Annotated in this window: 12 protein-coding genes; 6 read left to right on the top strand and 6 right to left on the bottom strand. The window is 59.2% G+C overall.

Annotated elements, in window-relative coordinates; translation table 11 throughout:
- Window positions 1-38: 38 nt before the first annotated feature.
- From AACO21_RS05560 to AACO21_RS05535, 6 genes are all read right to left on the bottom strand, one after another.
- Window positions 39-1,649: a hypothetical protein gene (locus AACO21_RS05560; protein ID WP_346191511.1), complete on the bottom strand. Its 1,611-nt coding sequence runs from the start codon at window positions 1,647-1,649 to the stop codon at window positions 39-41.
- Window positions 1,650-1,722: 73 nt separating this feature from the next.
- On the bottom strand, window positions 1,723-1,947 hold the full coding sequence (gene rpmE / locus AACO21_RS05555) for a 50S ribosomal protein L31 (RefSeq protein ID WP_346191510.1): 225 nt from the start codon (window positions 1,945-1,947) through the stop codon (window positions 1,723-1,725).
- 131 nt (window positions 1,948-2,078) lie between these two features.
- A complete protein-coding gene (gene rho / locus AACO21_RS05550; RefSeq protein ID WP_346191509.1) occupies window positions 2,079-3,338 on the bottom strand; it encodes a transcription termination factor Rho in 1,260 nt (419 codons plus the stop codon).
- A 160-nt stretch (window positions 3,339-3,498) separates the two neighbouring features.
- Complete coding sequence (gene trxA / locus AACO21_RS05545) at window positions 3,499-3,825, bottom strand: thioredoxin TrxA (protein WP_346191508.1); 327 nt, start codon at window positions 3,823-3,825, stop codon at window positions 3,499-3,501.
- Between the two features lie 110 nt (window positions 3,826-3,935).
- A complete protein-coding gene (locus AACO21_RS05540; RefSeq protein WP_346191507.1) occupies window positions 3,936-4,538 on the bottom strand; it encodes a response regulator in 603 nt (200 codons plus the stop codon).
- Window positions 4,535-6,565, bottom strand: a complete 2,031-nt coding sequence (locus AACO21_RS05535) for a PAS domain S-box protein (RefSeq protein WP_346191506.1) — start codon at window positions 6,563-6,565, stop codon at window positions 4,535-4,537. Before AACO21_RS05535 ends, AACO21_RS05540 begins: the two co-directional genes overlap by 4 nt.
- Before the next feature lie 106 nt (window positions 6,566-6,671).
- Between AACO21_RS05535 and AACO21_RS05530 the strand changes: the two genes are divergently transcribed.
- The 6 genes from AACO21_RS05530 to ndk all read left to right on the top strand — a co-directional run bounded on the left by AACO21_RS05530 (window position 6,672) and on the right by ndk (window position 12,550).
- Window positions 6,672-8,021 (top strand): dicarboxylate/amino acid:cation symporter, encoded by a 1,350-nt coding sequence (locus AACO21_RS05530; protein WP_346191505.1) that lies wholly within the window; start codon window positions 6,672-6,674, stop codon window positions 8,019-8,021.
- 216 nt (window positions 8,022-8,237) lie between these two features.
- On the top strand, window positions 8,238-9,242 hold the full coding sequence (locus tag AACO21_RS05525) for a TRAP transporter substrate-binding protein (protein WP_346191504.1): 1,005 nt from the start codon (window positions 8,238-8,240) through the stop codon (window positions 9,240-9,242).
- Window positions 9,243-9,302: 60 nt separating this feature from the next.
- Window positions 9,303-10,004 (top strand): TRAP transporter small permease, encoded by a 702-nt coding sequence (locus AACO21_RS05520; RefSeq protein ID WP_346191503.1) that lies wholly within the window; start codon window positions 9,303-9,305, stop codon window positions 10,002-10,004.
- Window positions 10,001-11,284: a TRAP transporter large permease subunit gene (locus AACO21_RS05515; protein WP_346191502.1), complete on the top strand. Its 1,284-nt coding sequence runs from the start codon at window positions 10,001-10,003 to the stop codon at window positions 11,282-11,284. The genes AACO21_RS05520 and AACO21_RS05515 overlap by 4 nt, the downstream gene beginning before the upstream one ends.
- A 90-nt stretch (window positions 11,285-11,374) precedes the next feature.
- A complete protein-coding gene (locus AACO21_RS05510) occupies window positions 11,375-12,034 on the top strand; it encodes a hypothetical protein (RefSeq protein WP_346191501.1) in 660 nt (219 codons plus the stop codon).
- A gap of 87 nt (window positions 12,035-12,121) precedes the next feature.
- Complete coding sequence (gene ndk / locus AACO21_RS05505) at window positions 12,122-12,550, top strand: nucleoside-diphosphate kinase (RefSeq protein ID WP_346191500.1); 429 nt, start codon at window positions 12,122-12,124, stop codon at window positions 12,548-12,550.
- The last annotated feature ends 18 nt before the right edge of the window (window positions 12,551-12,568 follow it).

The following is a 12,568-nucleotide window of genomic DNA, read 5'->3' as shown; positions in this document are numbered from 1 at the left end:
CCTGTGTTGCCGGAGGGCAACGCAGGGATGGGCGACGGTCAACGTGCCAGGAGGCGGATTTTTTCCTTGCGGTTGGTCGGGCGCATGCCTTCCGCCACCAGGCGCCAGCGGCGATCCGGTGAGGCCAGTTCCTGGGGCGTATCGCCCGCCACGAGCAGCCATTCACATTGGCGTCCCGCCGGTGTGTTGAGGGCAACCGGTTCCAGTCCGATGAAATAAGACAGCGAAGCCCGCTGGGCGTCGCTCAGTCCGCGCTCGGCGATGCAGCCGTGCTCCGCCGGCAAGGCAGAGGCAATGGCTTGCGCGACCGGGCGATAGCTCTTTCCATAGTCGAACCAGGGCAGGATCAGGGTTGTCGCCAGCAGCCACAGTGTGGTCAGGCCCATGGTCCAGTGGGTCAGGCTGCGATAAGGCGAACGCGGTGCGGTGACAATCAGCCACAGCCACCAGAGAGAAGCGGTCAAGCCGATGGCCAGAGCCAGCGGGCTGAATTCACCCGAAAAACCGGGGCGCAAGGTCACCACGCGTGCGGCAAGGCGTGTTGGCCAACCCAATGCCATTGCCGACCAGGCCAGCCAGACGAGGCTGACGGCCAGGGTGAAGGTCATCATCGCAAACCAGTCGAAGGCATTGGTTGCACCACGCCGCAGCGCAAGTACGCCGGGAACGGCCAACAGCGCGAGGGGCGGGAGCAGGAGCAGGGCCGGGATTTCGCGTGGGCGGTAGGCCAGTGCCAGCATGGCCAGGGTCAGCAACAGCAGGGCGAGCGGCAGGAGAATGGCGGGTGTCCGCCAGGTCCGGCGGCGCAAGCGCAGGGTCCAGATGGCGAGTGGCAGGCTCGGGAACGCAAACCAGGGCAACATGGCGGCGTAGCGCCCGATATCGTGCCAATAAAACGGGGTCAGCAGCGGGCTGAGTTCCGCACTCAGCCAGGGGGCGAAGCGCAGTGGCTCGAGGGTGTAGAGCAGGATGGGCCACGGTGCGGCGATGAGCACGGCTGCCGTCAGGCCAATGGCCAGCGTCTGCAGAGTATGAATCCGGTCACTGCTGCACCACCAGGCAATCGGGAGCAGGGCAAGCAGGGGTAAGGTGGGCGCGATGCCTGCGCCGAGCAGGCAGCCTGCTACGGAGAGCGCAAAGAAGAGGCCGCTCAGGCGGGGGCGTCGGTTGATGGCAGCCAGCGCGCCGATGCAGCCGCCGTATGCGGCCAGGGCAACCAGCATGGGCTGGGCATCATGAGCGTGCAGGATCAGACCGACGGAGCCAGCCAGCATCAGCGGGCCGGCTGCGGCATATTGCTGGCCGTAGAGTTCGCGCGCGGCGTAATACAGTCCCACCAGTGCCAGCGTGACCCAGAGTCCGCTGGCCAGTCGCATGGCCTCGTGGGCCGGCAAGAGCCAGCCAAACAGTTTGCCGGTGAGCGCGGCACTCCAGTAATACAGTGGGGGCTCGTGGAAAGCGCGCCCGGCCAGATCAGGAGAGAGCCAGTCGTTGAACTGGAGCATGTGCCAGGCCGTGCCAATATGAATGGCATCTTCCCCACGCCAGGGGTCGCGACCGAACAGGCCGGCCAGCACGTAGAAGGCGAGGAGTGCGGCGAGTACCCAGCCCGAAGGCGGGAGGCGGATGCCGCGGCGGATCAGTGACAAGGCGCTCATCTTTTTTGACAAAGAAAAAGGCAGCCCAAAGGCTGCCTTTTCATCCGGTCGACCGTCTGAACGATCAGGCAGCGGACTTGCCGCGCATGGCGCCGAACTTCTGGTTGAACTTCTCAACGCGACCAGCGGTGTCAACGATCTTCTGCTTGCCGGTGTAGAACGGGTGGCACAGGGAGCAGACTTCGATGTGGAAGGCGTCCTTGCTCATCGTGGACTTGGTCGTGAAGGTGTTGCCGCAGGAGCACTGAACCTGCAGATCCTTGTAATTCGGATGCGTATCGGCTTTCATGGATTTATCCTTTAATCAAGCGAACGGCGAATTTGGCCGATCTGGGAAACGCGTGATTATCATCGAATCATCACGCGCTTGCAAGTCCCTGCTGGCTCGCCCGCCGTTCTTGTTGTCAGTACGCCACAGTCTTAGCCGCGGCGCATCGCGTCGAAGAACTCCTGGTTGCCCTTGGTCGATTTGACCTTGTCGAGCAGGAATTCCATCGCTTCGAGGTCGTCCATCGGGTAGCAGAGTTTTCTGAGTACCCACATTTTCTGCAGCACATCCGGCTTGAGCAGCAGCTCCTCGCGACGGGTGCCGGAGCGATTGACGTTGATCGCCGGGTACATGCGCTTTTCGGCCATGCGGCGGTCAAGGTGGATTTCCGAGTTGCCGGTACCCTTGAATTCTTCGTAGATCACTTCGTCCATGCGCGAGCCGGTATCGATCAGCGCGGTGGCGAGGATGGTGAGCGAACCGCCTTCTTCGATGTTGCGGGCGGCACCGAAGAAACGCTTGGGCTTCTGCAGGGCGTTGGCGTCCACGCCGCCGGTCAGCACCTTGCCGGAGGCCGGTTGCACCGTGTTGTAGGCGCGGGCCAGACGGGTGATCGAGTCGAGCAGGATGACCACATCCTTCTTGTGTTCGACCAGGCGCTTGGCCTTTTCGATGACCATTTCGGCCACCGCAACGTGGCGGGTAGCCGGTTCGTCGAAGGTCGAGGCAACGACTTCGCCCTTGACCGTACGGGTCATTTCGGTGACTTCTTCCGGGCGTTCATCGATCAGCAGCACGATGAGCACGACTTCCGGGTGGTTGGCGGTGATCGCGTGGGCGATGTTTTGCAGCATCACGGTCTTGCCGGACTTCGGCGGGGCGACGAGCAGGCCGCGTTGGCCGCAGCCAATCGGCGCGATCATGTCCACAACACGGCTGGTGATGTTCTCGTCCGACTTGATCTCACGCTCGAGCTTGAGGTGACGCGTCGGGTGCAGCGGCGTCAGGTTCTCGAACATGATTTTGTTCTTGTTGGCTTCGGGCGGGAAGCCGTTGATGCTGTCCAGCTTGGTCAGCGCAACGTAGCGTTCGCCATCCTTCGGGGTACGGATTTCCCCTTCGATGGTGTCGCCGGTCCGCAGATTGAAACGGCGAATCTGGGAGGGCGAGACATAGATGTCATCCGGATTGGCCAGATAGGAGGTGTCGGCAGAGCGCAGGAAGCCGTAGCCGTCGGACAGGACTTCCAGCGTGCCGTCGCCATGAATGGTTTCGCCATTCTTGGCCTTGGCCTTGAGGATTGCGTAGATCAGCTCCTGCTTGCGCATGCGGTTGGCGTTCTCGATGCCGAGTTCCGTCGCCATGTCGAGCAGCTTGCTGACGTGTAGTGTCTTGAGTTCTGAGAGTTGCATTGGGAATTTGGGCGCCGCAATAGGCAAAGCGGGCAGGAGCCCGGATTGGGCGCAGGAGCGTATGGGCTTGGGGGTAAGAGAGGGATGACGCGCTGGGCAGTGGGTGCCGGGGCGTCGCCTGAAGGCGCGCTTGCACCTTCAGGTCAGGACAGTACGGGGATTACAGGTTGCTGTCAATAAAGGCGGCGAGCTGGCTCTTGGAGAGTGCGCCAACCTTGGTGGCTTCGACGTTGCCGTTCTTGAAGATCATCAGCGTCGGGATGCCGCGGATGCCGAATTTGGCCGGCGTGGCCTGGTTTTCGTCGATGTTGACCTTGGCGACCTTCAGCTTGCCGGCGTATTCGGCGGCAACTTCGTCCAGGATCGGAGCAATCATCTTGCAGGGACCGCACCATTCTGCCCAGTAGTCGACGAGAACCGGCTGCTGCGATTGCAGCACTTCGGCTTCAAAGGTGTCGTCGGTGACGTAATGGATGTGCTCGCTCATGAAAAATGCCTCTTGGGTGGAGTTAAGCGGGGTGGATCAGAATTGCGCGCCAGGGGGCGCGTCATGGATTTGGTTCGGATGCTAGCGAAAAACCGGACCTTAGGGAAGGGTTAGCGTCCCGGTTTCATCAGGTTTGCAAGCTCGACGGCGGTTTTGACTTGCATCTTGTCAAAAAGGTTCGCGCGATGCACTTCGACGGTGCGCATGCTGATGTTGAGCTCGTCAGCGATGACCTTGTTGAATTTTCCGGCGAGCACGAGCTCCATGATCTGGCGTTCGCGCGTGGTCAGGCTGGCCAGTCGGGCGTTCAGCGAGTCGACGGAGGCATTGGCCTCCCGTTGGCGAGTGTCCAATGCGATGGCTTCCTGGATGCGGGTGGCCAACTCATTGTCGTTCAACGGCTTTTCAAAAAAATCGAAGGCGCCTTTTTTCAGGGTGGCGACCGCGAGGGGTACATCGCCGTGACCGGTCAGGAATATCACCGGCAAGGTGGCTTCCATGTCTCGCAGGCGATCAAAGCAGTCGAGGCCGGTCATCCCGGACATCCGCATGTCGAGGACGACGCAGCCGGCCAGGTCGCGGTGCCAGGCGCTGAGAAAGGCCTCGGCGCTGGCAAAGGTGGTGCATGGAATGCCGCGTGACTTGAGCATCCAGGAAAGGGCGTCACGGATGGCTTCGTCATCGTCGACCAGATAGGCCTGCGGCAGGGTCATGCATTTTCCTCCAGCGGTAGGGTGAAGAAGAATATCGTACCGTGTCCGCTGATGGACTGAAAATGATCCTCTGCCCACAGTCGACCTCGGTGAAACTCGATGATCGATCGACAGATCGACAGGCCGACCCCCATGCCTTCCGGTTTGGTGGTGAAAAAAGCGGTGAAGAGCTTGTCACGGATGTCTGGTGCGATGCCGCTGCCGCTGTCTGCCACGCTGACAATCAGCTCCTGCTGCTCGGCACGGACGCTGATATCTAGTCGTCGCAGGCCGTCCGGGGTGTCCGACATGGCCTCCATGCCATTGCGGATCAGGTTCAGCAAAACCTGTTCGAGCATCAGGCGATCAGCGGGAACGTCGGGGATCGTCGGGGGGAGTTCGGCGGTGAGGGTGACCTGCCGTTTGCGGGCTTCCGGTTCGGCAAAGCCCAGACAGTCCTCGATCACCTCGGCCAGTCGGCAGGGCGCGCGCTTGGGTTCGCTTTTCCGGACGAAGTCGTGAACGCGCCGGATGATCTTGCCGGCCCGCTGGGCCTGGATGCCGATTTTTTCGAGTGCCGGGCGGATGTCTTCCGGTTTGCAATCGGCGTGTTGCAGCAGATTGAGTGAGCCGCTGTTATAGCTGGCGATGGCGGCCAGGGGCTGATTCAGTTCGTGAGCCAGGGTGGAGGCCATTTCGCCCATGGTGACCAGGCGCGATGTGAACTGGAGTTGCTCTTGCTGCTGTCGGGCCAGTTCTTCGGCGTGTTTGCGTTCGGTGATGTCGAGAATCGAGGCCATCCAGCCTGTGTGCTGTCCTTTGCCATCGATCAGCTTGGCTTCATAAACCAGCGCGTGGAAGCGTTCTCCATTCTTGCGCATGAAGATCATTTCAAAGCCGTCCAGCGGGGCATTCCCGGTCAGGACGGTGTGCAGCATGGCGTAGCTTTCTTCCATCTCCTCCGGCGCCCAGTAGGGCATGGGTGGGATGGCGCCGACCAGTTCTTCCTGTGAGAAGCCGGTCATCCGACAAAAGGCCGAATTGACGTAAATGATCTTGCCCTGCAGGTCGCGTGCCCGCATCCCGACGGTCAACGAGTCTTCCATTGATGTTCTGAAAGCATGCTCGGCACGCAGCGCATCTTCGGCCTGAGTCCGTTTTTTCATCAGGTCGCGGACAACCCAGAGACTCCAGAAAACGCCGCTGCCCAGAATGATGATGGCGGCTGTCAGAATGATCTGCAGGGGATTGCTGCTGCTTCGATAGCTCGTCACCCGCAGGCGCAAGCCATAGCCGGGAGGGTCAAAGGGGATTTCGTAACTTTGATTGCCCAGTCCTTCGACCCGGGTTTTGCTGGCATAGACGATGTCGTTGTCGTCGACGATGTCGACCTTGTATTTCTCGGTGAACCACCACGGCACGAAATTGTTCATCAGACCGTCCAGCGAGACGACGGCGATCAGCGTGCCGGCGAAGTGCTGTTCCTGAAAGATGGGTACGGCAATTTCGATCATGGCCTGGTTGCTGCCAACCAGGAAAGGCTCGCTGTAGGTCAGCTTGGCCAGTTTTCTCGAGTATTCGAAAACCCGTTCGGTGACGGGGGGGCCGAAAGGTTCGGCGTCCTCATCGGGAGGGGCCGTACTGGGCAGGGCGTCAATGATCTTGCGTTGCGGATTGAACCAGATCAGTTGAGAAATTTCCGGGGTGTTCTTGAGCAGGTGGCTGGCACGCAAGCGGAACATGCGGCGGGTTTCAGGCAGGGTGGCGATGTCGACCGCCAGTTGCTGCAGGGATTCCTCCGTGCCGCCCAGGTGAAAGCGCAGGTTTTGCTCCAGCCAGAGCACATCCTTGATCAGCGCCGTGCGCTCTTCCTCGATTTCGTTGAGGTGAAGGAGCCAGAGGAGGGCGAGCAGGGCAGAGAGCAGGAGCACGATGCCGAACTTGGGCAGTGCGAGTACCCAGCGCCAGTGACGGGCTGAAAAATGGCGTGCGGGCGGTGTATCCAGCATGCCGGGAATGTTACCCAGGGGAGTGGCGTCTCTGGCCATTGTGGTTATCCACAATTCGGAAATCCACAATGGTAGCCGCGAACCTGAATCCGGATACTGCGGACTCTCGAAAATAATGCCCATACCGGGCTTGCCGGAGGAGAAGATGGCAAAACGCGCGTTCTATAAATCCCTTTATTTCCAGGTTCTGGTCGCGATCGTGGTCGGGGTGGGCCTGGGGCATTTCTATCCCGAAACCGGGGCGGCCATGAAGCCGCTCGGCGATGCCTTCATCAAGCTGATCAAGATGATCATTGCACCGATCATTTTCTGCACGATCGTGGTCGGTATCGCGGGCATGGAGGACATGAAAAAGGTCGGTAAAACAGGTGGTTATGCCGTGCTGTATTTCGAGGTGGTCAGTACCATCGCCTTGGTCATTGGCCTGATCATCGTCAATGTCTGGCAGCCGGGGGCGGGCATGAACGTCGACCCGACCACGCTGGATACCAAGGGGATCGACAAGTATGTCGGCCCGGGCAAGATGCAGAGTACGGTTGATTTCCTGATCAACATCATTCCGACCAGCGTGGTTGATGCCTTCGCCAAGGGCGACATGCTGCAGGTACTCTTTTTCTCGGTCCTCTTCGGTTACGCGATGCACGCCTTCGGTGAGCGCGGCAAGCCGGTCTTCGACCTGATCGAAAAGCTCTCGCACGTGTTGTTCGGTATTGTTGGCGTCATCATGAAGGTGGCCCCGATCGGCGCGTTTGGTGCCATGGCTTATACCATCGGCAAGCATGGTGTGGGCAGCCTTGTCCAGTTGGCGAACCTGATGGGTGCGTTCTATCTGACCTGTGTTGTCTTCGTCTTCGTGGTGCTGGGCACGATCGCCAAGTTGCACGGCTTCTCGATCGTCAAGCTGATCAAGTACATCAAGGAAGAGTTGTTTCTGGTTCTGGGCACCTCTTCGTCTGAGTCGGCCCTGCCGCGCCTGATGGCGAAGATGGAAAACGCGGGGGCGGAAAAATCGGTTGTCGGTCTGGTTGTGCCGACCGGTTATTCCTTCAACCTGGACGGCACCTCGATCTATCTGACGATGGCGGCCGTGTTCATTGCTCAGGCAACGAATACCCCGCTCGACCTGGAGCACCAGATCACCCTGTTGTTGATCCTGTTGCTGACCTCCAAGGGGGCGGCGGGCGTGACCGGTTCGGGCTTCATCGTGCTGGCGGCAACCTTGTCTGCAGTCGGGACGGTGCCGGTGGCTGGGTTGGCGCTGATTCTGGGGATCGATCGTTTCATGTCCGAGGCACGGGCCCTGACCAATTTCGTCGGCAACAGCGTGGCGACCCTCGTGGTGGCCAAGTGGTGCAAGGCGCTGGATAGCGACAAGCTGACGCGTGTGTTGAATGGCGAAACTGATGATGAGGCAAATTATCCGGAACTGGTGCTGGACGATGCGCCGGAGGCGGTGATTCCGCACTCGCCGCGCCCGATTGTCGAGCACAATTAATTTGATTCCTGCGTTTAGGCTGCACTTGAATACCGCCGGCTGGTCCGGCGGTTTTTTTGTCTGTCACTTTTGGCGTCGGGTGAGTACTTGGTCGAGTGGTCAGGAAACGGTCAGGAAGTTTTGTCAGTTGTGGATAACCACAATACGCAGTTTTTACTCCTTTCGTAATACTTCAACCATGTCGTAATTTGCGACAACTCACTGGAGGAGAAAAATATGAAAGTTTCCAAACTGCTTGCAGGTCTGTTCGTGTGTGCTGCCTCGTTGGGTGCCTATGCGCAACAGCCGATCGTCATCAAATTCAGCCACGTGGTGGCTGCAGATACGCCGAAGGGCAAGGCGGCTGAAATGTTCGCCAAAAAAGCCGGCGAACTGACCAAGGGCAAGGTCAAGGTTGAGGTCTATGCCAACTCCACCTTGTACAAGGACAAGGAAGAGATGGAAGCCCTGCAGTTGGGGGCAGTTCAGATGCTGGCGCCCTCCCTGGCCAAGTTTGGCCCGCTCGGCGTCAAGGAATTTGAAGTATTCGATCTGCCCTTCATCTTCAGTAACTATGACGATCTGCGCAAGGTCACCAACGGCGCTGTTGGCAAGCAGTTGCTGTCCAAACTGGAGCCGAAGGGCATTCGCGGTCTGGCCTACTGGGATAACGGGTTCAAGTCCTTCTCCGCCAACACGCCGATCAAGGCACCGGCTGACTTGAAGGGCAAGAAAATGCGTATTCAGTCTTCCAAGGTGCTGGAAGAGCAGATGCGCTCCCTTGGCTCCATGCCGCAGGTGATGGCTTTCTCCGAGGTCTATCAGGCTTTGCAGACGGGGGTGGTCGACGGGACGGAAAACCCGATTTCCAACCTCTATACCCAGAAGATGCATGAAGTGCAGAAGCATCTGACGCTGACCGAGCACGGTTATCTCGGCTATGCCGTGATCGTGAACAAGAAGTTCTGGGATGGGTTGCCGGCCGATGTGCGCTCCCAACTGGAAGATGCCATGGAGCAGGCGACTCGTTATGCCAACCAGATTGCCAAGGTCGAGAACGACAGTTCACTGGATGCGGTGAAGAAGAGCGGCAAGACCACCGTGTATGCCCCGTCCAAGGAAGAGCGTCTGGCCTTCAAGAAGGCCATGGTGCCGGTGCATCAGAAGATGGAAGGGCGTGTCGGCAAGGATGTGATCCAGGCTGTCTATAAGGATATCGGCTTCAAGCCGGATAGCCTGTAAGTTGTTCGCTGCACGCTTGCCGGGAGCTTCGGCTCCCGGTGCTGAACTGGGGGAAATACCATGCTAAACCGCGCACTCAATCATCTGGAAGAGTTGCTGGTCACCTTCCTGATGGGGGCGGCGACCTTGATCATCTTCGTTTCGGTCGCGCACCGTTATCTTGCCGGGGTGGAAATTCCCGGTCTGCAGGATTGGCTGCTCAGCCTGAATTTCAGTTGGGCTCAAGAGCTCTGCATCATCATGTTTGTCTGGATGGCGAAATTCGGTGCCGCCTACGGTGTTCGCACCGGGATCCACGTGGGTGTGGATGTGCTGATCAATCGTCTCAACGATCGGAATCGCAGCAAGTTCATTGTCTTTGGTCTGCTGGCCGGTGCGTTGTTTACCGGGATTGTGGCGACCCTGGGCGGGCATTTCGTCTGGGAAAACGGTGCGCACTATGCGCTGTACAGTGCGCTCGGGATTGCCACGCCGGAGATGTTCGAGGGGCCGATCACGCCGGATCTCGAGTGGCCGACCTGGATTGTCTACAGCGCCATTCCGCTGGGCTCCTCCCTGATGTGTTTCCGTTTCCTGCAGGTGACCTGGGGCTTTCTGAAAACCGGCGAACTGCCGCATCACGACCATGGTCATGTGGACGGCCTGGAAGAGGAGGGGGCGCATGTGGAAGCCAATCCCTACAACATGGATGACAACCTGCACATGCATGACCTGAAACATAAGCCCATCGGCGATGAGGGCAAGAAAGGGGGCCAGCAATGAACGCACTGGTGATTTTCAGCCTGCTGGCTGTCCTCATGCTGACCGGCATGCCGATTTCGATTTCGCTCGGCCTGACGGTGCTCACCTTCCTCTTTACGATGACCCAGGTTCCGCTGGAGTCGGTTGCACTGAAGTTGTTTACCGGGATCGAGAAGTTCGAAATCATGGCGATTCCGTTCTTCATCCTGGCGGGTAACTTCCTCACCCATGGTGGTGTGGCAAAACGCATGATCAATTTTGCCACCTCGATGGTGGGGCATTGGTATGGCGGTCTGGGGTTGGCGGGCGTGCTGGCCTGCGCCCTGTTTGCCGCTGTCTCTGGCTCCAGCCCGGCAACCGTGGTGGCGATCGGTTCGATTTTGCTGCCGGCCATGGTCAAGGCGGGTTTTCCGAACCGTTTTGGTGCCGGGGTGATCGCGACCTCGGGGGCGCTGGGGATTCTGATCCCGCCGTCCATCGTCATGGTGATGTACTCGGTGGCGACCAATACCTCGGTCGGCGCCTTGTTCATGGCCGGGGTGATTCCGGGTCTGGCCTTGGCGGGGGTGTTGGGTGGCGTGACATGGTACCGTGCCAAGAAATATAACTACCCGCGTCAGCCGAAGGCATCCTGGGGTGAGCGCTGGGATAGCTTCCGCAAGTCGGTTTGGGGTCTCTTCCTGATCGTTGTGGTGATGGGGGGGATTTATACCGGTATCTTCACGCCAACCGAGGCGGCGGCGATGTCTGCGGTCTACGCCTTTATCGTGGCTGTTTTCATCTACAAGGACATGGGCCTGAAGGATGTGCCGAAGGTGCTGCTCAATTCGGCCAACATGTCGGCGATGCTGCTCTACATCATCACCAATGCCGTGCTCTTCTCGTTCATCATGACCAACGAGAATATCCCGCAGGCCTTGGCGGACTGGATGCTGGGCAACGGTCTGGGTGTGATCACCTTCCTTCTGGCGGTGAATATCATCCTGTTGCTGGCCGGCAACTTCATGGAGCCCTCGTCGATCGTGCTGATTTTCGCGCCGATTCTCTTCCCGGTGGCCATGCAGTTGGGCATTCATCCGGTGCACTTCGGCATCCTGATGGTGGTGAATATGGAAGTGGGCATGTGCCATCCGCCGGTGGGCTTGAACCTGTATGTGGCCTCCGGGATCACCAAGATGGGGATTACCGAGCTGACGATCGCGGTCTGGCCGTGGTTGCTCTCGATGCTCGGCTTCCTGGTTGTGGTGACCTACTGGCCTGATTTGTCCCTCTGGTTGCCGCGTCAGTTGGGCATGCTTTGATCGACGCTGGCCGTGACCAAACCCCGCTTCGGCGGGGTTTTTTGTCATGGGGGTATGGCAGAATCGCGAACTTGTTCAGGAGTGGTGACCATGAAACGCGTTTTGCTGGTGTTGGCCTTGATTGCGGCGGCCATTGTGCTGCCTTTCTTTTTGCCGGGAATCGGCACGCAGGCGGGCGTGGATCCGCAGGCTAATTTGCCGTGGCAGATTGATCTGGATGGCCAGGGGGGGAGCCGTGTTTTCGGCATTCGTCCCGGGGAGAGTCTGCTGGGTGAAGTGAAGGCGGGTCTGGGCGAAGATCGTCAGGTGGCGATTGTGGCGGCGCCGAACGAGGTCGGGGCGCTCGAGGTGTATTACAACCAGGTGGCGCTGGGTTTTGTCATGGCCCGCGTCATTCTGACGGTGGATGCGCCGGATGCCGTGTTGCAGGCGATGCGCGAGCGCGCACCCAAAGCGGAATTCATGGAAAGTGCCACGCGCAAGATTTCCTTGCATCCGGACGATCTGGTCGCGGCGGATCGGTTGCCTGTTCGCTCGGTCAGCGTGATCCCGACGGTCAACCTGGATATTGGCACGATTATTCAGCGCTTTGGCGAACCGGGCGAGCGTGTGGCGGTCGGAGACAAGCGTGTGCATCTGCTCTATCCGGACAAGGGGCTCGATGTGGTGGTTGATGAGGCGGGCAAGGAGTTGCTGCAGTATGTTGCCCCTCGGGATTTCGCCCGCTTGCGCGATCCTTTGCTTAAATAAGCGCTGGCACAGTACGTCCGCCCGGCGGGCGTCTTATCTGATAAAATGTTCTGTTTTTCAACTGACTAGCTTTTGCGGAGCAAATACATGGCTATCGAACGCACCCTCTCCATCATCAAGCCGGACGCCGTCAAGAAGAACGTGATCGGCCAGATCTACTCCCGTTTCGAAGGCGCTGGCCTGAAGGTCATCGCTGCTCGCATGACCTGGCTGTCCGAGCAGGAAGCTGGCCAGTTCTACGCTGTCCACAAAGAGCGTCCTTTCTTCAAGGATCTGGTTTCCTTCATGACCTCCGGTCCGGTCATGATTCAGGCTCTCGAAGGTGAGAACGCCATCGCCAAGAACCGCGAACTGATGGGCGCCACCGATCCGAAGAAGGCCGAGAAGGGCACCATTCGTGCTGACTTCGCCGAGTCCATCGATGCCAACGCCGTACACGGTTCCGATGCCCCGGAAACCGCTGCCGTGGAAGTGGCTTTCTTCTTCCCGGGCATGAACACCTACGCTGGCCGTTAATTCTGCGTAGACGTTTAA

It is taken from the genome of Dechloromonas sp. ZS-1 (genome assembly GCF_039649255.1).
Classification (GTDB): domain Bacteria; phylum Pseudomonadota; class Gammaproteobacteria; order Burkholderiales; family Rhodocyclaceae; genus Azonexus.
Note: the sequence above shows the minus strand (reverse complement) of the source record. Positions and strands in the feature narration are given on the sequence as shown.

Bases quoted from the DNA above. Each gene is read 5' to 3' on its own strand.
- rpmE (WP_346191510.1), bottom strand. From the start codon at position 1,947: ATGAAAGCCGATACGCATCCGAATTACAAGGATCTGCAGGTTCAGTGC.
- rho (WP_346191509.1), bottom strand. From the start codon at position 3,338: ATGCAACTCTCAGAACTCAAGACACTACACGTCAGCAAGCTGCTCGAC.
- trxA (WP_346191508.1), bottom strand. From the start codon at position 3,825: ATGAGCGAGCACATCCATTACGTCACCGACGACACCTTTGAAGCCGAA.
- AACO21_RS05540 (WP_346191507.1), bottom strand. From the start codon at position 4,538: ATGACCCTGCCGCAGGCCTATCTGGTCGACGATGACGAAGCCATCCGT.
- AACO21_RS05535 (WP_346191506.1), bottom strand. From the start codon at position 6,565: ATGGCCAGAGACGCCACTCCCCTGGGTAACATTCCCGGCATGCTGGAT.
- AACO21_RS05530 (WP_346191505.1), top strand. From the start codon at position 6,672: ATGGCAAAACGCGCGTTCTATAAATCCCTTTATTTCCAGGTTCTGGTC.
- AACO21_RS05525 (WP_346191504.1), top strand. From the start codon at position 8,238: ATGAAAGTTTCCAAACTGCTTGCAGGTCTGTTCGTGTGTGCTGCCTCG.
- AACO21_RS05520 (WP_346191503.1), top strand. From the start codon at position 9,303: ATGCTAAACCGCGCACTCAATCATCTGGAAGAGTTGCTGGTCACCTTC.
- AACO21_RS05515 (WP_346191502.1), top strand. From the start codon at position 10,001: ATGAACGCACTGGTGATTTTCAGCCTGCTGGCTGTCCTCATGCTGACC.
- AACO21_RS05510 (WP_346191501.1), top strand. From the start codon at position 11,375: ATGAAACGCGTTTTGCTGGTGTTGGCCTTGATTGCGGCGGCCATTGTG.
- ndk (WP_346191500.1), top strand. From the start codon at position 12,122: ATGGCTATCGAACGCACCCTCTCCATCATCAAGCCGGACGCCGTCAAG.